This window comes from Cellulomonas gelida, assembly GCF_006538725.1.
GTDB classification, from domain to species: Bacteria; Actinomycetota; Actinomycetes; order Actinomycetales; family Cellulomonadaceae; genus Cellulomonas; species Cellulomonas gelida.
The window spans coordinates 1-24,535 of the sequence record NZ_BJLQ01000004.1 but is presented as its reverse complement, the minus strand read 5'-3'; the positions used below and the strand labels follow the sequence as shown (position 1 = coordinate 24,535).

At 74.4% G+C, this 24,535-nt stretch carries 17 protein-coding genes; 14 read left to right on the top strand and 3 right to left on the bottom strand.

Translation table 11 applies throughout. From position 1 onward, the window contains the following. Positions 1-94: 94 nt before the first annotated feature. From CGE01nite_RS02770 to CGE01nite_RS02755, 4 genes are read left to right on the top strand one after another with little or no spacing between them, the layout of a single operon-like run. Positions 95-1,762 (top strand): extracellular solute-binding protein, encoded by a 1,668-nt coding sequence (locus CGE01nite_RS02770; protein WP_048342954.1) that lies wholly within the window; start codon positions 95-97, stop codon positions 1,760-1,762. A gap of 44 nt (positions 1,763-1,806) precedes the next feature. After that, on the top strand, positions 1,807-2,856 hold the full coding sequence (locus CGE01nite_RS02765; protein ID WP_371857565.1) for an ABC transporter permease: 1,050 nt from the start codon (positions 1,807-1,809) through the stop codon (positions 2,854-2,856). Beyond that, the gene (locus CGE01nite_RS02760) at positions 2,853-3,848 is read left to right on the top strand and encodes a carbohydrate ABC transporter permease (protein ID WP_048342952.1); all 996 of its coding nucleotides are present in this window, start codon (positions 2,853-2,855) and stop codon (positions 3,846-3,848) included. The genes CGE01nite_RS02765 and CGE01nite_RS02760 overlap by 4 nt, the downstream gene beginning before the upstream one ends. 22 nt (positions 3,849-3,870) lie before the next feature. Beyond that, complete coding sequence (locus CGE01nite_RS02755) at positions 3,871-6,354, top strand: glycosyl hydrolase family 95 catalytic domain-containing protein (protein WP_229747241.1); 2,484 nt, start codon at positions 3,871-3,873, stop codon at positions 6,352-6,354. A gap of 10 nt (positions 6,355-6,364) precedes the next feature. Here CGE01nite_RS02755 and CGE01nite_RS02750 read toward each other — a convergent pair whose 3' ends face one another. Beyond that, positions 6,365-7,375 (bottom strand): LacI family DNA-binding transcriptional regulator, encoded by a 1,011-nt coding sequence (locus CGE01nite_RS02750; protein WP_048342950.1) that lies wholly within the window; start codon positions 7,373-7,375, stop codon positions 6,365-6,367. A 254-nt stretch (positions 7,376-7,629) separates the two neighbouring features. On the opposite strand from CGE01nite_RS02750, the gene CGE01nite_RS02745 reads away from it, so the two are divergent. The 7 genes from CGE01nite_RS02745 to CGE01nite_RS02715 all read left to right on the top strand — a co-directional run bounded on the left by CGE01nite_RS02745 (position 7,630) and on the right by CGE01nite_RS02715 (position 16,746). After that, on the top strand, positions 7,630-9,681 hold the full coding sequence (locus CGE01nite_RS02745) for a beta-galactosidase (protein ID WP_141368851.1): 2,052 nt from the start codon (positions 7,630-7,632) through the stop codon (positions 9,679-9,681). 125 nt (positions 9,682-9,806) lie between these two features. Continuing rightward, entirely contained in the window at positions 9,807-12,107 is a 2,301-nt protein-coding gene (yicI, locus tag CGE01nite_RS02740; protein WP_141368849.1) for an alpha-xylosidase, read from the top strand. 151 nt (positions 12,108-12,258) lie between these two features. Further along, positions 12,259-13,704 carry a GH1 family beta-glucosidase gene (locus CGE01nite_RS02735; protein ID WP_141368846.1) on the top strand — a complete coding sequence of 482 codons (1,446 nt, stop codon included), beginning with the start codon at positions 12,259-12,261 and terminating at the stop codon, positions 13,702-13,704. Between the two features lie 197 nt (positions 13,705-13,901). Then, the gene (locus CGE01nite_RS02730; RefSeq protein WP_048342947.1) at positions 13,902-14,219 is read left to right on the top strand and encodes an Rv1322 family protein; all 318 of its coding nucleotides are present in this window, start codon (positions 13,902-13,904) and stop codon (positions 14,217-14,219) included. A 1-nt stretch (position 14,220) separates the two neighbouring features. Further along, entirely contained in the window at positions 14,221-15,081 is an 861-nt protein-coding gene (locus CGE01nite_RS02725; protein ID WP_048342946.1) for an HAD family hydrolase, read from the top strand. Between the two features lie 10 nt (positions 15,082-15,091). Beyond that, positions 15,092-15,964 carry an alpha/beta hydrolase gene (locus tag CGE01nite_RS02720; protein ID WP_048342945.1) on the top strand — a complete coding sequence of 291 codons (873 nt, stop codon included), beginning with the start codon at positions 15,092-15,094 and terminating at the stop codon, positions 15,962-15,964. Further along, complete coding sequence (locus CGE01nite_RS02715) at positions 15,964-16,746, top strand: alpha/beta fold hydrolase (RefSeq protein ID WP_141368844.1); 783 nt, start codon at positions 15,964-15,966, stop codon at positions 16,744-16,746. The genes CGE01nite_RS02720 and CGE01nite_RS02715 overlap by 1 nt, the downstream gene beginning before the upstream one ends. 52 nt (positions 16,747-16,798) lie before the next feature. Here the strand turns inward: CGE01nite_RS02715 and CGE01nite_RS02710 are convergent, their stop codons facing one another. Beyond that, a complete protein-coding gene (locus CGE01nite_RS02710) occupies positions 16,799-17,221 on the bottom strand; it encodes a hypothetical protein (RefSeq protein ID WP_141368842.1) in 423 nt (140 codons plus the stop codon). Between the two features lie 160 nt (positions 17,222-17,381). Next, complete coding sequence (locus CGE01nite_RS02705) at positions 17,382-19,739, bottom strand: hypothetical protein (protein ID WP_229747240.1); 2,358 nt, start codon at positions 19,737-19,739, stop codon at positions 17,382-17,384. 305 nt (positions 19,740-20,044) lie between these two features. On the opposite strand from CGE01nite_RS02705, the gene CGE01nite_RS02700 reads away from it, so the two are divergent. The 3 genes from CGE01nite_RS02700 (at position 20,045) to CGE01nite_RS02690 (ending at position 24,093) form a co-directional block, all read left to right on the top strand. Continuing rightward, positions 20,045-22,000, top strand: coding sequence for a hypothetical protein (locus CGE01nite_RS02700; protein WP_141368840.1), 1,956 nt, complete (start codon positions 20,045-20,047; stop codon positions 21,998-22,000). Then, positions 21,997-23,025, top strand: a complete 1,029-nt coding sequence (locus tag CGE01nite_RS02695; protein ID WP_048343820.1) for a DUF8094 domain-containing protein — start codon at positions 21,997-21,999, stop codon at positions 23,023-23,025. The genes CGE01nite_RS02700 and CGE01nite_RS02695 overlap by 4 nt, the downstream gene beginning before the upstream one ends. Positions 23,026-23,163: 138 nt before the next feature. Beyond that, complete coding sequence (locus CGE01nite_RS02690; protein ID WP_048343819.1) at positions 23,164-24,093, top strand: tetratricopeptide repeat protein; 930 nt, start codon at positions 23,164-23,166, stop codon at positions 24,091-24,093. Positions 24,094-24,535 lie beyond the last annotated feature (442 nt).

The window sequence follows — 24,535 nt, the reverse complement described above, 5'->3', positions numbered from 1 at the left end:
CGGCCGTCCGCAGCGTCCGGGTCGACGCTCGGCCGAGCAGGTGCCATCCCTGCGCGACACCACGCGCAGGGCAACTCCGGGAGTGAGGACGCTCATGAACAGCTCCACCCCCCGAACCGGCCGGATCGCTGACGTCGAGGTCGGCCGGCGCGGGTTCCTCGGGATGATCGCCGTTGGTGCGGCCGTGATCGGTGTGCCGTCGTTGCTGTCCGCGTGCAGCTCCGGGGGCGGAGGCGGCGCGGCCGGTCCCACCGCACAGGCCAGCGTCTCGACCGACATCCTGCCGGCGTACTACCCGGTCGAGTACGTCAAGCCCGACTTCCCGAGCGTCAAGGGCTCGACGCCGGGCTTCGCGACGATCCCCGCATCGTTCGTGCAGTCCGTGACGACGCCGCCCGGCTCGGGTGCGACCTTCACGGCGATGACGCCGCTGTGGGGCACGATCCCGCCCGTCGACGGCAACCAGTACTACGAGGCCGTCAACGCGGTCCTCGGCTCGACGATCAGCTTCCAGATCTCCGACGGCAACACGTACGGTGACAAGCTCGCGACCGTGCTCGCGTCCGCGAAGGACGTGCCCGACTGGGTCTGCGTGCCGACCTGGAACATCCCGTCGCGGTTCGGCTCGGAGATCGTGCCGAACCTGTTCCAGGACCTGACCGACTTCCTGGCCGGCGACAAGGTCAAGGACTACCCGAACCTGGCCAACATCCCGACGGCCGCGTGGAAGTTCTGCGTGTTCAACGGCCGCCTCTACGGCCTGCCGTTTCCCGGCGAGATCATCACGGACGCGACCTTCTACCGGAAGGACCTGCTGGACGCCAAGGGCGTCGAGGCCGATGTGCGGACGGCCGACGACCTGCTCGCCCTCGCCAAGGAGCTCACGGGCGGGAACGTCTACGGCGCCGAGGACCTGTGGGTCACGTCGGTGCAGATGCACGCCGTCCCGCCGAAGTGGAAGCTCGAGGGCGACAAGCTCGTCGCCCGGTGCGAGACCGAGGAGTACCGTGCGGCGCTCGACTGGAACGCGCGACTGTTCGCCTCCGGTGCGGTGCACCCGGACGCGGTCGCCGGCAACACCGGCGAGGCCAAGACCCGTTTCCAGGGCGGGCAGACGCTCATCTCGAACGACGGCCTGGGCGGCTGGCACGAGGCGCTGCGCGACAACCTGGCCGCGAACCCCGCGTACTGGCAGCAGCCGTTCGCGCCGATCGCGGCCGACGGCGGCACACCCGTGCTGTTCCAGGGCAACCCGGCGAACATCTTCTCGTTCCTCAAGCGGTCCGACGACGAGGCGAGGATCCGCGAGCTCCTGCAGCTCGCGAACGTCCTGGCCGCACCTTTCGGGACCACCGAGTTCGACGTGATCAACAACGGTGTCGAGGGCGTGCACTACACGAAGGGCGACGACGGCGTCCCGGTTCCCACCGCTCTCGCCGCGACCGAGCTGCAGCCGACGTACATGTTCCTCGTCGACCCGCCCATCGCGAACACGCGGGTCCAGTACCCGGGCTTCGTCGAGGCGTCGAGCACCTGGATGGCGGACGCGGCGCAGTACGTGACCGAGCCGTTGTTCTTCGCGATGCAGATCGTCGAGCCGCCCCAGTACGCGTCGATCGGCCAGCCGTTCGTCGACCTGGAGAAGGACATCTCGCGCGGACGCAAGACGCTCGACGACCTCGACGCGGCGATCGCGACCTGGAAGTCCGCGGGGGGCGAGGAGCTGCGCGCGTTCTACCAGGAGATCCTGGACGCGCAGTGACGGGCGCACGAGTCACCCGGGGCACCGCCGCCGACTCCGCGGCGGTGCCCCCGGGCACACCCTCGACGGGCGCGTCCCGGGCGGTCCCGTCGCGCCCTGCGCTCGAGCCGGGTACGCGGCCGGCGACGAGCTCGCGCCGTCCCGGCCCGCGACGGTCGGGCGCGCGGGTCCCGACCCGCCGGCTGTCGTGGCGGACCAAGCTCCGGCGCGACCGCTCGCTGCTGGTCATGACGGTGCCGGCGATCGCCGTGCTCGTCGTCTTCGCCTACGTCCCGATGCTGGGCAACGTCATCGCGTGGCAGGACTACTCGCCGTACCGGGGCTTCCTGAACAGCCCGTTCGTCGGCTGGGCGAACTTCGAGCGCGTCTTCACCAACCCGGCGTTCCTGCACGCGGTCGAGAACACGCTGACGATCACGCTGTTCCAGCTCGTCTTCTACTTCCCGGTGCCGATCTTCCTGGCGCTGCTGCTCAACAGCGTGCTGTCACCGCGCGTGCGCACGGCGATCCAGGCGATCGTCTACCTCCCCCACTTCTTCTCGTGGGTGCTCGTCGTGACGATCTTCCAGCAGATCTTCGGCGGTGCCGGGCTGATCAACCAGACGCTGCACACCCACGGCGCCGACCACACGGTGTCGTTCATGACGAACCCGGACACGTTCCTGGTCCTCATCACGTCGCAGGCGATCTGGAAGGACGCAGGCTGGGGGATCATCATCTTCCTCGCCGCACTGACGACCGTCTCGCCCGAGCTGTACGAGGCATCGGTCGTGGACGGCGCGAACCGGTGGCGCCGGATGTGGCACGTGACCCTGCCCGCGCTGCGGCCCGTGATCGTCCTGCTGCTGATCCTGCGCCTCGGCGACGCGCTGACGGTCGGGTTCGAGCAGCTGATCCTGCAGCGCGACGCCGTGGGGTCGGACGTGTCCGAGGTGATCGACACGTACGTCTACTACCAGGGTGTCATCTACGGCGACTGGAGCTTCGCGGCCGCCGCGGGCCTGGTCAAGGGCGTCGTGAGCCTGGCGCTCGTCCTCGGGGCGAACAAGCTCGCGCACGTGTTCGGTGAGGCGGGGGTGTACCGACGCGCATGAGCGGACAGAATCCGGAGATCGACGCCGAGGCGGCGGTGCTCCCACGTGACCTCGTCGACGACGCGCGTGGCCGGGCGCCGCGCCGCCCGCGACGCCACAAGCACCGACCGGTGTGGGAGGAGGAGCCCTCGGGGATCGGCCAGATGACGAAGGCCGTCATCCTGAGCGTCGTGGTCCTGGCGGTGCTCTTCCCGCTGTGGACGGTCGTGGTGACGAGCTTCTCGACGACGCAGGAGTCGATCCAGGCCGGCGGGCTCGTCGTCGTGCCGGGTGACCTCACGCTCAACGCCTACAAGCAGATCCTGTCGGGCGGCGTCGTGACGCGCGCCGCGCTCGTGAGCGTGGGCGTGACGGGCGTCGGCACGGTCATCTCGGTGGTCGTGTCGGTGCTCGCGGCCTACGGGCTGTCGCGGCCTGGCTCGTTCGGGCACCGCCCGCTGCTGTTCGTCTTCCTCATCACCATGTTCTTCGGCGCGGGGATGATCCCCACGTACCTGCTGGTCAGCTCGCTGGACCTGATCGACACGTACTGGGCGCTGATCCTGCCGGGGGCCGTCTCGGCGTTCAACGTGCTGATCCTGCGCAACTTCTTCATGGGGATCGACAACGCGATCCTCGACGCCGCGCGCGTGGACGGTGCGGGGGAGTGGCGGATCCTCGGGCGGATCGTCCTGCCGATGTCCAAGGCCGTGGTCGCGGTCGTCGCGCTGTTCTACGGCGTGGGGTACTGGAACGCGTTCTTCAACGCGATGCTGTACATCAACGACAACACCAAGTGGCCGCTGCAGCTCGTCCTGCGCTCGTACGTCCTGCAGGGCGTGACCCTGCCCGGCTCCGGCACGGGGCAGGTCGACGTCGGCTCGGGTGCGGTCACGGGGATGCCGGTGAAGATGGCCGTGATGATCCTCGCGATCATCCCGATCCTGCTCGTCTACCCGTTCGTCCAGCGCCACTTCACCAAGGGCGTCATCTTCGGCGCCGTCAAGGGCTGAGGGCGCGCACGCGGTGGGGGACGTGCTGCGGTTCGCGGAACCTGCGCGTGCGTGGGTCGAGGCGTTCCCGGTTGGCAACGGGCGGCTCGGGGCGATGGTGTTCGGCGGTGTCAGCGGCGCGCGCGTGCAGGTCAACGACGCGACCGCGTGGTCGGGTCACCCCGCCGGCCCGCGCGAGGCGCTGGCCCGCGTGCTCGAGCGCGGCGCCGGGCCGGGGACGCTCGCACGGCTGCGGGACGCGGTCGCGCACGGCCGGCACGACGAGGCGGCGGCTCTCGCGCGGGAGTTCCAGGGGCCGTACGCGCAGGCGTTCCAGCCGTTCGTCGACCTCGTGGTCGACCTGCGCCTCACGGGTCCACACGAGACCTCCCGGCCATCGGTCCGGGTCGACGAGCAAGTCGACGAGCGGGCCGACGAGCAGGAGCGGCGGCCGCGTTCGGCCGGACGCCGGCTCGACCTGCGCGACGGGGTGGTGGGCGAGGTCGTCGAGGGCGGCGGTCGGGGCGTCGAGGTCGAGTGGTTCGCGAGCGCGCCCGACGGCTGCCTGCACGGCCGGTGGCGCGCCGACGGCGGTGCGTTCGGCTGGGGCGTCCTGCTCGCGGGCGCCCACCCCGGCGAGGTCGCCGCGACACCGGAGGGCGTGCTGGGCGCGTGCGTGAGCGTCGAGCTCCCGTACGACGTCCCCCCCGCTCACGAGCCGGACCTGCCCGCGCGCACCGACCACGGCCCGCACGCCTCGCTCGTCGGCGCGGCCACGCTCCGGGTCGCGACTGACGGCCGCGCTACGGCTGTCGGAGCGCACGTGCGGGTCGACGGCGCGACCTGGGTCGAGCTCGTGCTGGCCACGGCGACGACGTCACGCTGGCCGGACGCCGGGCCGCTGCGCGAGCCGGCCGAGGCGTTCGCCGATGCGACGGCCCGCGCGGACGCCGCGCTGCCCTCGTCGCCCGCCGAGGGCGAGGCCGCTCGCGCGGCGCACGTCGCGGACCACCGCGCGCTCGCGGACGCCACCCGGCTCGAGATCGCACCGCCGCTCGACCTGCTGCTGCCCGACGCGCTCACCCCGGGCGCCGAGGCCCCGCTCGCCGCGCGCACCCAGGCTGCGTTCGCGTACGGGCGCTACCTGCTCATGGCCGCGTCCCGTCCGGGCGCACCGCCCGTGAACCTCCAGGGGATCTGGAACGACGAGCACCGGCCCGCGTGGTCGAGCGGGTACACGCTCAACGTCAACCTGGAGATGGCGTACTGGCCCGCGGAGGTCACGGGCCTCGGCTCCTGCGTCGAGCCGCTGGTCGACCTCGTCCGGGTGCTGGCCCGTGAGGGCGAGCCCGTCGCACGTGAGCTGTACGGGTGCGACGGGTGGGTCGCGCACCACAACAGCGACGTGTGGGGCTGGGCGCTGCCCGTGGGCCGGGGCCAGGGTGACCCGGCGTGGGCGGCGTGGTGGATGGGCGGCGTGTGGCTGTGCCGTCACCTGTGGGACCGGTACACGTTCACGCTCGACCCGGACGTGCTGCGCGACGTGTGGCCTCTGCTGCGGGGCGCCGGGGCGTTCGCCCTCGACTGGCTGGTCCCGGACGGAGCAGGCGGCCTCGTGCCGAGCCCGTCGTCGTCGCCCGAGAACGAGAGGGTCGTCGACGGTCGGCTGGTCGCGCTGTGCGCAGGGTCCGCGGCGGACGTCGCCCTCGTGCGCGACCTGCTGCGCGCCTGCGTCGAGGCGGCCGACGTGCTGGCGCTCGACGAGCCTCTCGCGCCACGGTGGCGGCACGCTCTCGGGCGCCTCCCGCGGGCGTCGGTCGGCCCCGACGGGCTGCTGCGCGAGTGGCCCGACGACGCCCCCGCCCGCGACCCGCACCACCGTCACCTCTCCCACCTCGTCGGGCTGTACCCGCTCGGCGAGCTCCTCGCGGACGCCGCAGCGCCGCAGGAGCGCCCCTCGTCCGGCCCGGCCGCACCCGGCACCGGACGTGACCTCGCCGAGGCGGCGCGCGCGAGCCTGGACGCGCGCGGCCCCGGGTCGACCGGCTGGTCGATGGCCTGGAAGGCCGCGTTGCGCGCGCGCCTCGGCGACGGTCGTGCGGTGGACGAGGTCCTCGGCGACGCGCTGCGGCTGGCGCGCCAGGACCTCCCGTCGGGTGAGGGTGGGGGACTGCTGCCGAACCTGTTCTCGACGCACCCGCCGTTCCAGATCGACGGCAACCTCGGTCTCGTCGCCGCGGTCGCCGAGGCGCTCGTCGCCTCGACACGCTCGTCGCTGCGCCTCCTGCCGGCGCTGCCGCCGTCGTGGCCGGACGGCGCCGTCGTCGGGCTGCGGGCGCGCGGGGCGCTGGTCGTGGATGTGCAGTGGGCGCGCGGGCGGCTCGTCGAGGCGACGCTTCACCCGGGGCGCGACGAGGTGCGCGTCGTCCGGTACGGGAGCCTCGTGCGCCGCGTCGTGCTGCGCGCGGGGCGACCGCTGCGGCTGGGGGACCGGCTGGTGGACAGGCAGGTGGACCGTGCGGGCTGACGTGTGCTGCTCAGCGCGCCGGGGGTGCGGTGCAGCTCCCGTGCTCGAGCAGGCGCGGGGCCAGCAGCCGGGTCTCCACCGCCATCGGGCGCTGCTGCCGGTCGACCGCCATCGCGACCGCGGTCCGGCCGATCTCGACCGCGGGCACGTCGATCACGGACAGCGGGACGGGCAGGTGCGCGGCGAGCCGGGTGGGGCTGACCGCGAGCACCGAGACGTCCTGCGGGATGCGCAGCCCGTCACGCGCGAGCGCGTCGAGCACGCCGGGCAGCGCGCCCTCGTTGTGCACGACGAGCGCGGTCAGGCCGTCGACCTCGGCACGCGCGCGGGCGACGGCCGCGGCGGCCTGCGGGTAGGACTCCTCGAGCGGCACGACGGTGTGGTGCACGCCGAGCCGGCCCGCCTCCTCGCGGAAGCCGTCGATGATGCGCACGGCGTAGTTGGCGCTGCGCGCCACTGCCGCCTCGCCTGCGCCCAGCAGCGCGATGCGCGTGTGGCCGTGCTCGGTGAGGTGCCGCACGGCGAGCCGGCCCGCGGCGGTGAAGTCGAGGTCGACGCAGGACAGCCCCTGCGTGTCGCTCGGGACGCCGATGAGGATCGACGGCTGGCGCAGCGCCGCGAGCACGGGGAGCCTCGGGTCGTGGCGCTCGATGTCCATGAGGATGAGCGCGTCGACGCGCGACCCGGCGGCCAGTCGGTGCACGTCGGCGACGTCCTCGTCGGTGAGGACGAGCACGTCGTCCCCGTGCTCGCGCGCGGCCGCGAGCACGCCCGCGACGATCTCCATGACGGTCGCGGAGTTCGTCTCGAGCGCGCGCAGCGGCACGACGAGGCCGAGCACGTTGGTCTGGTTGGTGGCCAGCGCGCGCGCTCCGGCGTGGGGGCTGAAGCCCAGCTCCCGGATCGCGCGCTCGACCCGCGTGCGGGTGGGCCCGGAGATGGGTCGCTTGCCCGACAGGACGTAGCTCACCGTGGACGACGAGACGCCGGCGAGCTTCGCGACGTCGGCGATCGTAGCCATGGGGCGGATTCTACCGATGCAGAACGCCGTGTCGATCCAATTCGAGTGGCCTGTCGACTAAACGCTTCGATGACAGTCGCCCCCGCGGCGCCCGGTATGACTGCGCTGATAGCCGAGGTGTCTGGACGCCTGGTCGCGACGAGCCCTAGCATCATGAGCGACGTGACGTCGAAGCGCTTCGACGTTCGGCCGAGAACGACGGCCCGCCACGCATCACCACGCGCCGCAGCCGCACCACCCTCCGGAGGATCCGCATGACCGCCCCGCGCCGCGGCCTGGCCGGGCTCACGGACGGCCCGTACGGGCGCCGGGTGCTCTACGGCGGCGACTACAACCCCGAGCAGTGGCCACGCGAGGCGTGGCCCGAGGACGTCTCGCTCATGCGCGAGGCCGGGATCTCGCTCGTCACGGTCGGCGTCTTCTCGTGGTCGGTGCTCGAGCCGGAGCCCGGCCGGTACGACCTCGGCTGGCTCGACGAGGTGCTCGACCTCCTGCACGGCGCGGGCATCGCCGTGGACCTCGCGACCCCGAGCGCGTCGCCGCCCCCGTGGCTCGCCGCGCGCCACCCCGAGACGTCGTCGGTCGACTCGCGCGGCGTCCGGATGAGCGTCGGCTCGCGCAACCACTTCTGCCCGAGCGCGCCCGCGTACCGCGACGCGGCCGTGCGCGTCGCCCGCGCGCTCGTCGAGCGCTACGGCGACCACCCCGCGCTCGCCCTGTGGCACGTGGGCAACGAGTACGGCCAGGAGTGCTTCTGCGACCTGTGCGCCCAGGAGCTCCGTGCGTGGCTCGTCGCGCGGTACGGAGACGTGGCCGCGCTCAACGAGGCGTGGGGGACTGCGTTCTGGAGCCAGCGCTACGGCTCGTTCGACGAGGTGGTCCCGCCGCGGGCCGTGCCGTACCTGCACAACCCCGCGCAGAGCGTGGACTGGCGCCGCTTCACGTCCGACCAGCTGCGCACGTTGTTCCGGGAGCACGCCCAGGTCCTGCGCGAGGGCTCGACCGCGCCCGTGACGACGAACTTCATGGGCTTCTTCGGCGGCGTCGACCAGCACTCGTGGGCGCCCGATCTCGACGTCGTGTCGGACGACCACTACGGCGACCCGCCGGACCCGACGAGCCCGGCGCGCTCGGCCCTCACGCACGACCTCACGCGCGGCGTGGGCGGCGGTGCGCCGTGGCTCCTGCTCGAGCAGGCGGCGGGCGCGGTGAACTGGCGTCCGCACAACGTCCCGAAGACGACCGGGCAGATGCTCCAGGACTCGTTGCGCGCAGTCGCGCACGGCGCGGACGGCATCTGCTACTTCCAGTGGCGGCAGTCGAGCGCGGGCGCCGAGGCGTTCCACTCGGCGCTCCTGCCGCACGCCGGGCCGGATACGCACCTGCACCGCGCGGCGCGCGAGCAGGGCCGCGTGCTCGCCGCGCTCGGCGAGGTGGTCGGCACCGGCGTGCCCGCGCGCGCCGCGCTCGTGTTCGACTGGCCCGCGCTGTGGGCGGGCGAGCTGCCGGCGCGCCCGTCGGACCGGCTGCGCGTCGTCGAGCAGCTCGAGGCGTACCACCGCCCGCTGTGGCGTGCGGGGATCGCGACCGACGTCGTCCCTTCGAACGCCACCCTCGACGCGTACGACCTCGTCGTCGTCCCCGCGCTCCCGCTCGTCGACGACGCTGCGGCCGCCGCCGTCGCGCGCGTGCCGCAGCGCGGAGGCGTGCTCGTCGTCGGCCCGTTCAGCGCGGTGCAGGACCCGACGACGCGCGTGCGGACCGGACCGTTCCCCGGTCCGTGGGTCGACGTGCTCGGGATCGCGGGCGAGGAGTGGCGGCCGCTGCCCGAGGCGGGCACGAGCCTGCTCAGCGAGCGGTACGGCGATCACGCCGCGCGCGTGTGGTCCGAGCGGCTCACCGCGCGGGACGCGCAGGTCCTCGTGACGTACGGCGGCGCGGACCTCGCGGGGGCACCGGCCGTCACGCGCCGCCTCGTGGGCGAGCGCGGCCAGGCCTGGTACGTCAGCACCGTGCCGGACCCGCACCTGCCCGGCGGGGACCTGCTCGACCGCGTCGTGCTCGACGCCGCGGCGGCAGCAGGGGTGCGCGGGCCGCTCGCGCACGTGCCCGACGGCGTCGAGGTGGCGCAGCGCGGCGACCTGCTGTTCCTGCTCAACCTCGCGGGCGACGAGCGGGAGGTCGACGTCGGCGAGACCTGGTCCGGCGAGGTCGAGGGCCTGGGCACCGCGGTCGTCGCCGGCCGCCTGCGCCTGCCCGGCGGCGGCGCTGCCGTGGTCCGCCGCACGACGAGCCCGCCCGGCTGAGCCGGCAGCGGCCCGCTCGACGGGGCCCTGCCGCCTACGAACCGGCGTGCACCCGGCCGACGAACCCGGCCGCACGAACCACGACCTCACACGACGGTCGCCAGCGACGCGAGAGAGAGCACCCCATGAAGTTCACCGACGGCTACTGGCTCACGCTGCCCGGCGTGCAGGTGCTGCGCCCCCGTGACGTCGCGGACGTGCGGGTCGACGACGACTCGCTGACGGTGTGGTCCTCGACCGCGCCCCTCACGACGCGCGGCGACACGCTCAACCGCCCGCTGGTCACCGTGACGTTCTCCTCGCCGCTCGACGACGTCGTCGGCGTGCAGATCGAGCACCACACGGGCGACGTCGCCCGCGGCCCCCGGTTCGAGGTCGCGAGCGGGACACCCGACCTCAAGATCACGCACGACGAGGCCGCGCGCGTCGCCGAGGTCCGCTCGGGTGCGCTCACGGCGGCGGTGCGCACCGGGGGCGCGTGGGGCGTGGACTTCGTGGGCGACGGCCGCGTGCTGACGTCCTCGACGCCCCGCAGCATCGGGATCGTCACGGACGCCCAGGGCAGCGCGTACGTGCACGAGCAGCTCTCGCTCGGCGTGGGCGAGCACGTGTACGGGCTGGGCGAGCGGTTCGGCCCGTTCGTCAAGAACGGCCAGAGCGTCGACATCTGGAACGCCGACGGCGGCACGGCGAGCGAGCAGGCGTACAAGAACGTGCCGTTCTACCTGTCGGACGCGGGCTACGGCGTGTTCGTCGACGACCCGGGCCTGGTGTCGTTCGAGGTCGGCACGGAGGTCGTCTCCCGCACCCAGTTCTCGGTCGCGGGTCAACGGCTGCGCTACTACGTGATCTACGGGCCGACGCCCAAGGAGATCCTGCGCAAGTACACCGCGCTGACCGGCCGCCCGGCCCGGCTGCCCGCATGGTCGTACGGGCTGTGGCTGTCGACGTCGTTCACCACCCGGTACGACGAGGAGACGGTGACGTCGTTCGTCGACGGCATGGCCGAGCGCGACCTGCCGCTGTCGGTCTTCCACTTCGACTGCTTCTGGATGCGCGAGTTCCACTGGAGCGACTTCGTGTGGGACCCGGCGACCTTCCCGGACCCGGTCGGCATGCTGTCGCGGCTCAAGGCCAAGGGCCTACGCATCTGCGTGTGGATCAACCCGTACATCGCGCAGCGCTCGCGCCTGTTCGACGAGGGCAAGGCGCGCGGCTACCTGGTGACGCGCGCCGACGGCTCGGTCTGGCAGACGGACATGTGGCAGGCGGGCATGGCGCTCGTCGACTTCACCAACCCCGACGCCTCGGCGTGGTTCACGGGGTACCTGCGCGAGCTGCTCGGTCAGGGCGTCGACGCGTTCAAGACCGACTTCGGCGAGCGGATCCCGACCGGCGTCGTGTGGCACGACGGCAGCGACCCGCACCGGATGCACAACTACTACACGCACCTGTACAACCGCGTGGTCTTCGAGCTGCTCGAGGCCGAGCGCGGCGCGGGGGAGGCGGTGCTGTTCGCGCGGTCGGCGACCGCGGGCGGGCAGCAGTTCCCCGTGCACTGGGGTGGCGACTGCGAGTCGACGTTCGCGTCGATGGCCGAGGAGCTGCGCGGCGGGCTGTCGCTGGCCTCGTCGGGGTTCGCGTACTGGAGCCACGACATCGGCGGGTTCGAGGGCGAGCCCGACCCTGCGGTGTTCAAGCGCTGGGTCGCGTTCGGCCTGCTCTCGTCGCACAGCCGCCTGCACGGCTCCGACTCGTACCGGGTGCCGTGGGCGTTCGACGACGAGGCCGTCGAGGTCACGCGGCTCTTCACGCACCTCAAGCACCGCCTCATGCCGTACCTCGCGGAGCTGGGCGAGCAGGCGCACGAGCAGGGCGTGCCCGTGATGCGCCCGATGGTCCTGGAGTTCCCCGACGACCGCGGCGCCGCGACGGTCGACACGCAGTACATGCTGGGCGAGAGCCTGCTCGTCGCGCCGGTGTTCAGCGCCGAGGGCGACGTGGACGTGTACGTGCCCGAGGGCACGTGGACGTCGCTGCTCGACGGCTCGCGCGTGTCGGGGCCGCGCTGGGTGCGCGAGCGGCACGACTTCACGTCGCTCCCGTTGTACGTGCGACCCGGGACGGTGCTGCCGTTCGGGGCGCGCGCCGACCGGCCGGACACCGACTGGGTCGACGGCGTGACGCTGCGCCTGTTCGACCTGCCGGACGGGCACCGCAGCCGCACGCGCGTCCCGTCGTCCTCGGGCGGTCCGGCGTGGTTCACGGTCGTGCGCGAGGGGTCGACCGTGCGCGTCGAGGCCGAGGGGACGACGGCGCCGTGGAGCGTGCGGGTCGAGGCCGCGCCTGGCGGCGAGCCCGTCGAGGCGCACGCGGCCGCGGGCGTCGGCGTGCTGGAGGTCGTCCTGGCGGGGCCGGGCTCATGACTCGGTATCGTGCGGTGGTCCGGCACGCTGGTCGAACGACCGACCTCTCCGCTATCGTAACGATTCGAACTGCGCCGGAACCGGTTCCGGCCCGCGGTGACCGCGGGTCTGACCGCGGGTGCCCCCGTCAGCCATCGAAGGACTCTCAGCCATGACCACGACGCGCCCCTCCGGCCGCCAGTTCCCTGCCGACTTCCTGTGGGGATCGGCCACGGCGTCCTACCAGATCGAGGGGGCCGTCGACGTCGACGGCCGCGGTCCGTCGATCTGGGACACGTTCTCGCGCACGCCCGGCAAGGTGCTCGACGGCGACACCGGTGACGTCGCGGCCGACCACTACCACCGCGTCCCGCAGGACGTCGCGATGATGGGCGACCTCGGGCTGCAGGCGTACCGGTTCTCGATCGCGTGGCCGCGCATCCAGCCGACGGGCTCGGGCGAGTTCAACCAGGCCGGCCTGGACTTCTACTCCGACCTCGTCGACCGCCTGATCGCCCAGGGCATCGACCCCTACGTCACGCTCTACCACTGGGACCTGCCGCAGCCGCTCGAGGACGCGGGCGGCTGGGCGAACCGCGAGACCGCGCTGCGCTTCGCGGAGTACGCGCGCAAGGTCGCCGAGGTGCTCGGTGACCGGGTCACGATGTGGACGACGCTGAACGAGCCGTGGTGCTCGTCGTTCCTCGGCTACGCGAGCGGCGTGCACGCGCCGGGCGTCACCGACGACGAGAAGGCGCTGCGCGCGGTGCACCACCTGAACCTCGCGCACGGCCTGGCCGCGCGCGCGATCAAGGACGTCCTCGGCGAGGACACGCCGGTGTCCATCACGCTCAACCTGCACGTGACGCGTGCCGCGAGCGAAGACCCGGCCGACGTCGAGGCCAAGCGCCGCATCGACACCATCGCGAACGAGGTCTTCATCGGCCCGATCCTCGACGGCGAGTACCCCAAGGAGGTCTTCGCCGACACGGCCGAGATCACCGACTGGGGCTTCGTGCTGGACGGCGACCTCGACCTCATCAAGGTCCCGCTCGCGGTGCTCGGCGTGAACTACTACTCCACGGGCAAGGTCAAGCACGGCACGCCGCCCAAGGGTGACGGCACCCCGGGCCCGGACGGCCACCGCTCGTCGCCCAACAGCCCGTGGGTCGGCGCGTCGCAGGTCGAGTGGCTCCCGCTGCCGGGCCCGCACACGGCGATGGGCTGGAACATCGAGCCCGAGGGCCTCGTCGAGCTGCTCGTCGAGCTGCACGAGCGCTACCCCGGCCTCCCGCTGGCCATCACCGAGAACGGTGCGGCGTTCTACGACACGGTGAGCGAGGACGGCCGCGTGCACGACGCCGAGCGCGTCGCCTACCTGCACGACCACATCGACGCCGTCGGCGAGGCCCGGGACAAGGGTGTGGACGTCCGCGCGTACTTCGTGTGGTCGCTCATGGACAACTTCGAGTGGGCCTACGGCTTCGACCGCCGCTTCGGGATCGTGCGGGTCGACTACGACACGCTCGAGCGCACCGTCAAGGACTCGGGCCACTGGTACGCCGAGCTCATCCGGACGGGCACCGTCCCCACGCCGGAGTCGGCCGCGACCCTCTGACCGCAGCGGCGGGTCTGCACGGCAGCCCGCCGCCGCACCCGAACCGTGCCCCGAGGCGCCTCGCGTCCCGGGGCACGGTCGCACCCGGGTGCCGCCGTGAGTCGCGTCCGTCGCCCGTCGCTCGCGACCGTCGCGGGTGCAGGACGACACGCGGGGGCGGATTCGTCGTTCGACGCGCGATCGGGGAGGATCGAGCCATGGCCCGACGCTCGACCAAGCGCCCGTACGGGTCCGAGCACGTGCCGCTCGACGTGCAGCGCGCGACCGGCGGCCGCACCGTGCAGGACGCACCCGACGGCGAGTGGGTCGTGCAGCAGGTGCGCGGCGGCGAGCGTGACTACCGCTGCCCCGGGTGCGACCAGCTGGTCCCCTCGGGCACTGCGCACGTGGTCGCCTGGCGGGCCGACGCCTGGTTCGGAGACGCCGTCGAGGACCGCAGGCACTGGCACGCGGCGTGCTGGGACGCGCGCACCCGACGAGGCCCGACCAGACGCACACCCGCGAGAGGGCGCTGACGTGCCGCAGGTCCCGACGACGACCCGCTCGACCTGGCCCGCACGCGCGCCGCGACTGGTGGCGACCGACCTCGACGGGACGTTGCTCGACCCGCACGGCACGGTCTCGTCGCGCACCGCCGACGCCCTGCGCGACGCCGAGGACGCGGGCATCGAGGTGGTCTTCGTGACCGCGCGCCCGCCCCGGTGGCTCGCGGACCTCGCTCCGCACGTCGCGGGCCACGGCGTCGCGATCTGCGCCAACGGCGCCGCGGTGGTCGAGGTCGCCACCGGGCGCGTGCTCGCCGAGCACGGCATGAGCGCGGCACTCGTCGGCGAGCTCGCCGCGTCGTTGCGCGCCGTGCTGGGCGAGGTGCACCTGGCGGTCGAGCGCACCGAGGGGTTCGCGGCGGAGCGGGGCTTCGTCGACGTGCACCGCGTGCCGCCCGGCAGCCCCGTCGCGCGCCGCATCGAGGACGTGCTGACGGACTCGACGCTCAAGCTCCTGGTGCGCACGGCGGCCGACCACGGCGAGTCGCACTCGGCGACGGTGCAGACCGCGATCGGCACCGCCGCGATCGCGGTCGACTCGGGTGCGGTCGGTCTCGGCGAGATCAGCGCGCTGGACGTCACCAAGGCGAACGCGCTCGCGCGCTGGGCCGAGCAGCGTGGCCTGCGGGCTGACGACGTGTGGGCGTGCGGCGACGCCCCGAACGACCTGCCGATGCTCGCGTGGGCGGGGGAGTCGTTCGCGGTGGCGAACGCGTACGACGAGGTGCGTGCCCGGGCCAGGCACGCGTGCCCGGCGAACGCCGACGACGGCGTGGCCCACGTCCTCGAGCACGCGACCGCTCTCGCGCGGGCGCGCGCCGCCCGGGCTTAGGCTCGAACGGATGACGACCTCGACCGAGCCTGCAGCCGGACCTCCCCAGGACCGCACCCAGGACACCACGCAGATCCGTTCCCTGACCGTCCTGCCGGGCCACCGCGAGGACGTCGAGCTGCACACGGCCGACGGCCTCACGCTCGTCGGCGAGCTCGCGCGCCCCCTGGCGGCCGACGGCGGCCCGGCGACCCCCGCCGCGACGCTCGTGACGCTGCACCCGCTGCCGACGCACGGCGGCTACATGGACTCGCACGTCTACCGCAAGGCCGCCTGGCGGCTGCCGGCGCTCGCCGACCTCGCGGTCCTGCGGTTCAACACGCGCGGCACCTCCAGCCCGCGCGGCACCAGCGACGGGGCGTTCGACGAGGGCGTCGGCGAGCGGTTCGACGTCGCGGCCGCGATCGAGTACGCCGAGTTCCACGACCTGCCCCGGCCCTGGCTCGTCGGCTGGTCGTTCGGCACCGAGCTCGCGCTCATGCACGGACGTGACCCGGCGATCGAGGGCGCGATCCTGCTGTCACCGCCGCTGCACCGCGCGACCGACGCCGACCTCGACGCGTGGGCCGAGTTCGGCCGTCCGCTCGTCGTGCTGGTCCCCGAGCTCGACGACTACCTGCGACCCGACGACGCGCGCGCCCGCTTCGCGCGCGTGCCCCAGGCCGAGGTGATCGGCGTGGACGGCGCCAAGCACCTGTGGGTCGGCGAGCCCGCCGTGCGGCGTGCCCTCGACGAGATCGTCGGGCATGTCCTGCCGGGCCACGCCCCGCTCCCGACGACGTGGGACGGACCGTCCACCACGGGGACGACGAGCGTCGCGCCGACGAACGGCACGGACGACGACGAGCGCGGCGACGCGCTCCCGGACGACGAGGAGGCGTGATGACGCTGCACGTGCTGCGCGAGGCGCGCGACGACCGACCGCCGATCGTGCTGCTGCACGGGTTCCCGCTCGACCACCGCATGTGGGCGGCCACCGCCGCCGAGCTCGTCGGCTCGCACGAGGTGCTGGCCGCGGACGTCCCCGGAGCCGCGGGTCCCGACGCCGGGCGCGGCGAGCCGTCGCTCGACACGGCGGCCGACCGGCTCGCGGCCGCGCTCGCCGACCGCGGGGTCGACCGCGCGGTCGTCGTCGGGCTGTCCATGGGCGGCTACGTGGCGCTCGCGCTCGCGGAACGGCACCCTGCGCTCGTGGCGGCCCTCGGCCTGGTCGACACCAAGTCGACCGCGGACACCGAGGAGGCCCGCGCCCACCGCCTGCGCGTCGCCGACGAGGCCGAGCGCACCGGCACGGTCGAGCCCGTGCGGGCCATGGCCACGTCGCTCGTGGGGGAGAGCACCCGTGCCGCGCAGCCCGAGGTGAGCGACCAGCTCGCGCAGTGGATCGAGGAGCAGACGCCCGCGGGCGTCGCCTGGGCCCAGCGCGCGATGGCCGCGCGCCCCGACCGCACCGACGTGCTGGCCGCGTTCACCGGCCCGGTCACGGTCGTCGTGGGCGACGAGGACACGGTCACCCCCGTCGCGGCCGCCGAGCACATGGTGGCTGCGTCGCCCGCCGCGCAGCTCGTGGTCGTCCCGCACTCGGGCCACATGTCCGCGGTCGAGCAACCCGCTGCGGTGGCCGCCGCCCTCAGCGACCTCGCGCAGCGCGCTGCCTCGGCCTGATCGCCGCGCCGACACCTTCAGCGGGCGCGCACTCTCCGTACGCCGTGTGGGCTCAGGCCGATGCGCGCAGGCGTGCGAGCGCGTCCTTCATGTCGACCGACTCGCCGTCCTTGCCGCCCGCCCCGATCACGAGCGGGGGGTCCGACGGCTCGGGTCGCACGCCGCGCACGCGCGCGACGAGGCTCGGCGGCGTTCGCAGCACGTAGAACGCGCCGTCGGTGTCGATCGCGACCGTCTCGTCGAACCGCAGGTACCAGCCCTGCAGCGGGGTGCGGTACCGCTGCCGACCGTCGTACGTGCGCACCCGCAGCGGCTCGGGTGCGGGACCGTGCTCGAGCGCGTGCGCGACGAACTCCGTGATCATCGCGTGCGCGCGGGCCGACTCCGCCTGGCGTCGGAGCTCGAGCGCCTCCGCGTGCGCGTGTGCGGCCTCGCGGCGTTCCTCGCGCCAGCGCGCGGCGTCGGTGTCACTCATGCTCGTCCTGATCGGTCGCTCACGGTCTCGACCTGAGCCGCAGCGCCCCGCCACCCGTGACGGGCGGGGCGGGCCGGGGTGCGACGCGACGCGCGTGCTGACGTCCGACGCGCGTCGCGTCCCCTCGTGCTGCTCCCTGGCTCAGCTGGTGCTCGACGGCTCAGCGAGAGCCGGCGTGCTCGTCCTGCGACGAGGCCTCGTCCTGCTGGCCGTCGCCGTGCTCGTCGTCCTGCCGGCGCTCGTCGTGCTGGTCGGCGCCCTCGTCACCGGTCGGCGAGTCGCCGTCCGGCGTCTCGTCCACCTGGCCGTCGGACTCCCTGGCCGGAGTGTGCTCGTCCGTCGCCGCGCCCTTCACCTGCTCGGCGTTCACGAGCTCGGTATCCGCGTGCTCGGTGCCCTGCGCTGCGGCGTCCGACTGCGGGGCATCGGCGGGCTCGCCCGCGGCGGCGCCCGGCGCTTCACCCTGAGGCTGAGCCGCCGCGGCGGCGGACAGCGGGGCCGGTCGCGACTTGGGACGGGACTTCGCCGCGGGCCGGGCCGCCGCGGGAGCCGCGGCGGGCATCGCGACGGTCACGGCCGCGGGCTCGGCGGAGCGGCTCTTCGCGGCCTGCTTGGCCGCATCCTTCGGGTGCCCGCCGGCGGGGCCGTGGGTCGCGGCGAACTCGGCCTCGGCGCGGCGCGCACGGTCGAGCGCCGCGCGGTCCGGGTCGTGGCCGAGCAGGTTGCGCAGCTCGTCGAGGTACGTCGTGATCGACTCACGCTGACGGTTGAGGTCCTCGACCTGGCGCGCCGCGGTGGTGCGCTCACGCTCGGACTCGGTCATCGCCTCGGAGATCTGCTTCTCGGCGTGCTCGCGCGCCTCGGCGACCACCTTGTCGGCGTTGCGCCGCGCGTTGGCGAGCAGCTCCTTGGCGTGGCTCTCGGCGTCGGTGCGCACCTTCTCGGCCTGCGCGAGCGCCTTGGCCACGCGCTCCTCGGCCTCGGAGGCGTGCGCCTCGGCGTCGCGCACGAGCCGCTCGGTCTCGGCGCGTGCGGCGTCGTGCCGTGCGGCGTCGTCGCGCTCGCTCGCCTCGCGCTTCGACGCGATCTCGAGCTCGGCGTCGGCCAGCCGCTGCTCGGCCTCACGCACGAGCTCGTCGGCGCGCGCCTTGGCGTTCGCGAGCGTCTCGCCCGCGGACCGGCGCGCCTCGTTGAGCACGCGCTCGGTGTCGAGGCGGGTCTGCTCGCGCTGCTCGCGCGTCTCGCGGTCGGCCGCCTCGCGCAGCTGGGTGCTCTCGCGCCCCGTGGTCTCGCGCAGCTCGGTGGTCTCGCGCTCGGTCGTCTCGCGCAGGTGAGTGGTCTCGTGCGTGGTGCGCTCGCGCAGCTCGGTGCTCTCGCGCTCGGCGGCGGCCCGTACCTCGTTCGCGTACTGCTCGGCCTGCGCCCGCAGCGCCGCGATCTCCTGCTCGACCTGCTGGCGCAGCGCGGCGGTCTCGTCGGCGACCGTGGCCCGCAGCTCGCCCGTCTCACGGTCCGCCTGGGCCCGGACGAACGCCGAGTACTGGTCGGCCTCGGTGCGCAGCGCGGCGACCTCGGCGGCCACGCGCTGCTGCAGCGCGGTCGCGTCCCGCTCCGCCGCGGCCCGGGTGGAGTCGGCGAACTCCTGCGCCTGCGTGCGCAGCGAGGTCGTCTCGGCGCCGACCTCCTGGCGCTGCTCCGCGACCTCGAGCGCGACGTTCGCGCGCAGCTCGGCGGCGTACCGCTCGGCCTCGGTGCGCAGTGCGGCCGCGTCGGCCTCGACCTGCTGACGCAGCGCGGTGGTCTCCTCGTCGGCCGTCTGGCGCAGGTCCTGCGCGTAGCGGTCCGCCTCGTCGCGCTGCTGCGTGGTCTCCTGCTCGGCGCGTGCGCGCAGCTCGCTCGCGGTGCGCTCGGTCGCGACCCGCAGCTGCGTCGCCTCGTGCTCGACGCTCGCGCGCAGCGTGCCCAGCTCGCGCTCGAGCGACGTGCGGCGCTCGCTCTCCTCGGTCGTGATCGCGCTCTGGATGCGTGCGGCCTCGCGCTCGGCGGAGCCGACGAGCTCCTCGGCGCGACGCTGCGCGGCCAGGAGGGTGCTCTCGGCCTCGGTGGTGGCGGTCGTGCGGACCTCCTCCGCCTCGCGGCGCGCGGTCGCGAGCAGCTCGGCGACCTCGTTCTCGGCGCGTGCGCGCAGCTGCCCGGCGGACAGCTTGGCCCGCGCGAGCGCGTCGGCGGCTTGGGCGTTGGCCTGCGTCACGACGTCGGAGGACTGCTCCTCCGCGGACCGCAGCAGCTGCTCGATGCGCGAGCCGAGCCCGGAGTACGTCGGGCGCTCGGCCTCCCGCAGCTGGCGGTGCGCCTCGGAGAGCTCACCGGAGACCTGCATCGCCTTGGCGTCGAGAGCCTCGACCTGGGCGCGAGCCTCGGCGAGCGCGTGCTCGAGGCCGCTGATCCGGCTGTCGACGGCCTCCCGCTCGTACCCGCGGAAGTTGACGACGGGGAACTGAGGCCGGGCTTCGGGCACGAGATCTCCTCCTCGGTGGCGTGGGCCGGGCGGTAGGTGACGACGCCCGTCCTGATGGGGACGGGTGCCGCGAGCGACGATGCGGACGTCGACGAACCTGACCCGGTCTCAGGATAGAGGCTCCGGCTCACCCGATGGGGGGATGGAGTCCTGTCCGAGGCCCGTCGGTGCGCGTCCGCGGCCCGCCGCACCGGCCGTCCCGGAGCCCCTGCGGGAGCACCCGGCTCGTCCCATGACGTCCGTACCGTCCGCGTCTCCACTGCTCGTCTGCCTATCCTGGGGCTCTCCGCCCGAGAGGACTGTGCGTGCGCAAGCGAGTGATCACGGCCGCCGTCGGCGTCGTCGGACTGGTCGTCATCGGCCTCGGCGTCGCCTCGGCGACGCTCTGGCGGGCCGACGACGTGCTCGTCGCGACCGCCACGGCGTCGACGCACGTCGTCGTGTCCGACCCCGGTGTCCTCGAGCTCGGCGGCGACCCCGCCACGGTGCGCGTCACCGCGGCGGGCTCGGACGTCGTGGCCGTCGTCGGCCGGGACACGGACGTCGACGGCTGGGTCGGCTCGGACCCCTACACGCGGGTCACGGGGCTCTCAGGCTGGGACGCGCTCGCGACCACGACGGGCGAGCCGGTCGTCCCCACGCCGGGCGCCGACGCGACGCCCGACCCGGCCGCGACCGGGACCCCGGCACCGACCGCCACCGCTCCTGCGACCACCGCGGCCACCGCGCCTGCGACCGCCGCCGCCACCGCGGACCCGAGTGCGGGCGCGACCCCCGGGACGGACGCACCCGCCGAGGCCCCGGCTCAGGTCAGCCCCGCGGGCAACGACAACTGGGTCGCGGAGGCGTCGGGCAAGGGCAGCGTCGAGCTCGTCTGGCCCGCGCAGAGCGGCCGCTGGAGCCTGCTCGCGGTCAGCACCGGGGCCGCTGAGCCCACCGTCGAGATCTCCTGGCCCCGCGTCGTGACCACGCCCTGGCTCTGGCCGTGCGTGGTCGTCGGTGCGCTGCTCGCCCTCGGCGCCGCGCTCGTGCTCCTGCGTGGCTGGTCGGCGAACCGCGCCGGCTCGTGGGAGCCCGTGCACACCGGGACGGTCCCGGTCGTCCCCGACGGTCGCCCGCTCACCCGTCGCGAGCTGCGCGAGGCCGCGCAGGCGTCGCGCGGCGGTTCGGGGCAGCCGCACTCCGGCGCGCTCCCGCGGGTGACCGGCGCGCAGCAGGTCGTGCCGCCCCACGACGAGGGCCGCCACGCGTCGAGCACCGACCCGCGTACCGCCCCGGCGTCGGCGCCGGCCCCGTCCCCGATGGCTCCGGCGGCGGGGCAGTCGGCACCTCTCAGCCGCCGAGCGATGCGCAGCAGCGGCACGCCGCCGACTGCGACGGTCCCCGCGGTCCCGTCCGGCGCTCCCGCGTCCCCGAACCCCGCGCGACCCGCGGCCTCCGCGCCCGGCGACCGCCTCTCGCCGGCCCCCACCGCCGACCGCGCTGCTGCTGCGACCACCGAGCGCTTCCCGTCGGTCCCGACCGGCGGCCCGCCTGCCCCCGCGTCGTCGCAGCCGTCGACGACCTCCCCGCGCGCGTCCTCGGCCCCGCCGGTCGAGGCCCCTCCCGCCGCCGGCACGGCGCCGCGCGCCACGCCGCCGACGGCCCGGCCGGAGGCCGCGACGGCCGCCACCGGCCCGGCGCTGCCCGGGCCCGTGCCAGCCTCCCCGGCGACCTCTGCGGGAGTCTCCGGGCGCAGCGCCTGGGGCCGACGCCCCGGCGTCGGGAACGACCTCCCCGCGACGCCCGCCGCTGCGCCGCAGGCCCGCCCCGAACCCACCGTGGCGGTCGGCGGGCCGACGCCCGCGCCCGACCAGAGCCCGTCGCCGGAGCACGGCGGTCGCACACGCCCGTCGTGGCTCGGCACGGCGGGCGCGACCGCGGCCTCGACGCGTTCCGTCGGGGCGGGCCCGACGCCTGCCGGCCCGGCGGGCGGCCCGACGGTGAGTGGAGCGCCGGGCGGAGGCTCGGTGCTCCCCACGCCGGGCGGCTGGATCCCGCGCGGACCGGACCCCGACGCGTCGTCGTCCCCGGCTCGTCCGGCACCGACCGGCGACCCGGGCGCGGAGGGGACAGGCCCGCGCCCCGCGGACCCGGCGGGGTCCCGCGCCGACGCGTGGCGCCGCGCATGGGGCCTGCCGGCCGCAGCGGAGCCGGAGTCCGGAGGGCAGACGACCGATACGCCCGACCAGGGCACCGAGCCGCGGGAGGGTGACCGATGAGCGCGACGTCTCGTCCTCTGACTGCCCGCCTGCGCCGGCGCAGCACGCTCTTGGGCGGCACCGCGATCGTCGCGCTGCTCGTCGGCGCCTGCGCGCCCGACCTCCCGCAGCCCGACCCGCCGCCCGCACCCGCCGTGGCTCCGGCCGCGCTCACGGTGCCGCAGTCCGAGCGCGTCCTGACCTCGCTGGGCGAGCTCCTGACGGCGTCGGACGCGGCGCTCGACGCGACCGCGCTCACGCCGCGCGTCGAGGGCCCGGCGCTCGCGATGCGCACGGCCGAGTACGTGCGGGCCTCGGCGACGGCCGGAGCCAAGCCGCCGACGGCGCTCCCGACGAGCGCGCTCGCGATGATCGTGCCGCAGACCACCACGTGGTCGCGCACCCAGCTGGTCGTCACCGAGCAGCCCGACGACCTGCAGGCGCAGCGCATACTCGTCCTGCGCCAGGACGACCCGCGCGCGCTCTACAAGCTGTGGGGCTGGGCCCGGCTCATGCCCGGTTCGCAGATGCCGGCGACGGCACCCGCGGACGCGGGCTCGGAGTCGCTCGCCGCGGACGACGCGAGCCTGCTGCTGACGCCGACGGACGCCCTGACGCAGTTCATGGACGTCGCGGCCAACGGCGCAGCGTCGCAGTACGCCGCGAGCTTCGCGCCCAGCCCGCTCGTGCAGGAGCTGGAGGACATGCGAGCCGAGGCCCGGTCGGGCATCGGCTCGGCGGGCACGGCCGCGACGAGCTACACGATGGACCCGACCCCCGCGACCGCGCTGCGCACGGTCGACGGCGGGGCGATCGTCACGGGCACGTTCACGGCGGTCTCGCGCATGACCGTGACTCTCGAGGGCGCGACGATCGGGCTGTCCGACCCGTTCTACGCCGCGCTCGCGGGCGCGACGTCGGCCGCGAAGGAGTCCAAGCGCACCTTCACCGGGATCGTCGTGCTGTACGTCCCGCCCACCGGGTCTGACGCTCAGGTCCAGGTCCTCGCGGGCGAGCTCGTGGTGACGGCCGTGACGGCGTCCTGACACGATCGGTCGTGCGCGTCGGGCTGCCGCGACGGGCACGGAGCACGGCAAGGGACACCGCAGCGCACCAGGCCCGGACCGCGCCACACGCCCGGACCGGGCCGGCCGAGAACGATCAGCACGACGAAGGACGACGAGATGGCCCAGACCGATCCCCAGCGACCCCGGCTCGACGTGCGGGGGGCAGTCGACCTGTCCGCGCTCGCGCGACCGACCCCCGCGCCCGGCACCCCGGGCGGGCTGCCGCCGGCCGGTGCGTACGTCGTCGACGTCGACGAGGCCTCGTTCCCGGAGCTCGTGCGGCGCTCGACGGAGCACCCCGTGCTCGTCGTGCTGTGGGCGACGTGGTCCCAGGCGAGCCAGCAGGTCGCTGCGGACCTGGCTGCGCTGGCCGACGAGGACGCGGGCCGCTGGCTCCTTGCCCGCGTCGACTCCGAGGCCAACCCGCAGATCGCCGCGGCCTTCCAGGCACAGTCCGTGCCGATGGTCGCCGCGGTGCTCGCCGGGCAGCCGGTCCCGCTCTTCCAGGGCGCCGCCCCGCGCGAGCAGATCCGCCCGGTGATCGACCAGGTGCTCGAGGCCGCCGCCGCCAACGGTCTGACCGCGACAGTCACCCCGGGTGAGGCCCCCGCGCCCGAGGCGTCCGAGCCCGAGCTCCCGCCGCTGCACCAGGCCGCGTACGACGCGATCGAGCGAGACGACCTCGACGCCGCGACGGCCGCGTACGAGCAGGCGCTGCGCGAGAACCCGCGCGACCACGAGGCCCGTGCCGGCCTGGCGCAGGTCGCGCTCCTGGCGCGCACCCGCGGGATGGACCTGGCCGCGGTCCGCTCCGCCGCAGCCGACGCGCCCCGTGACGTCGACGCGCAGCTCGCGGTCGCCGACCTCGACGTGCTGGGCGGCAAGGTCACCGACGCGTTCGACCGGCTGATCGACCTCCTGCGCGTGACGGCGGGCGACGACCGTGAGCGCATCCGGATCCGACTGGTCGACCTCTTCGAGGTGATCGGCGGCGAGGACGAGCGCGTCGTCGCGGCACGGCGAGCCATGGCGAGCGCGCTGTACTGACCCCGCTCGACGCCTGGCCACGGGTCGCCACGCCGCTCGCCGAGGGCGCTCGGAGGCTCGCGGCCAGCGCTCGGAGGGCTCGCGGCCACCGCAGGGAGGCCGCGGAACGATGTCCCGGCCGGTGATCATGCGGATCTGGGGACGGTGACCGGCGTCACCACGTCACGGATTTGCCCTCGGCGCCAGGGGCTGCGTAATGTTCTCGATGTCGCCCGGCAGGGAGGAACGGACACCGCGGAACGCACCGCGATGGCTGGTCCCGCAGGCGACACCCCCCGGAGCATCACTCCACCGACGACCATGTCGCCGGCCTGGTGAGCTGCGCCGGATGCGGGAGAGATCCGAACCGATGATCGCCGAACAGGCGGTTTGACGAGCGGGACTCGAACCGCTAAGTTAGAGAGGTTGCCTCCTGAACGGGTCGAAAGCCCGGGACGGAAGA

Coding starts and splice junctions, on each gene's coding strand:
- CGE01nite_RS02770 (WP_048342954.1), top strand. CDS start 95: ATGAACAGCTCCACCCCCCGAACCGGCCGGATCGCTGACGTCGAGGTC.
- CGE01nite_RS02760 (WP_048342952.1), top strand. CDS start 2,853: ATGAGCGGACAGAATCCGGAGATCGACGCCGAGGCGGCGGTGCTCCCA.
- CGE01nite_RS02750 (WP_048342950.1), bottom strand. CDS start 7,375: ATGGCTACGATCGCCGACGTCGCGAAGCTCGCCGGCGTCTCGTCGTCC.
- CGE01nite_RS02745 (WP_141368851.1), top strand. CDS start 7,630: ATGACCGCCCCGCGCCGCGGCCTGGCCGGGCTCACGGACGGCCCGTAC.
- yicI (WP_141368849.1), top strand. CDS start 9,807: ATGAAGTTCACCGACGGCTACTGGCTCACGCTGCCCGGCGTGCAGGTG.
- CGE01nite_RS02735 (WP_141368846.1), top strand. CDS start 12,259: ATGACCACGACGCGCCCCTCCGGCCGCCAGTTCCCTGCCGACTTCCTG.
- CGE01nite_RS02730 (WP_048342947.1), top strand. CDS start 13,902: ATGGCCCGACGCTCGACCAAGCGCCCGTACGGGTCCGAGCACGTGCCG.
- CGE01nite_RS02720 (WP_048342945.1), top strand. CDS start 15,092: ATGACGACCTCGACCGAGCCTGCAGCCGGACCTCCCCAGGACCGCACC.
- CGE01nite_RS02715 (WP_141368844.1), top strand. CDS start 15,964: ATGACGCTGCACGTGCTGCGCGAGGCGCGCGACGACCGACCGCCGATC.
- CGE01nite_RS02710 (WP_141368842.1), bottom strand. CDS start 17,221: ATGAGTGACACCGACGCCGCGCGCTGGCGCGAGGAACGCCGCGAGGCC.
- CGE01nite_RS02695 (WP_048343820.1), top strand. CDS start 21,997: ATGAGCGCGACGTCTCGTCCTCTGACTGCCCGCCTGCGCCGGCGCAGC.
- CGE01nite_RS02690 (WP_048343819.1), top strand. CDS start 23,164: ATGGCCCAGACCGATCCCCAGCGACCCCGGCTCGACGTGCGGGGGGCA.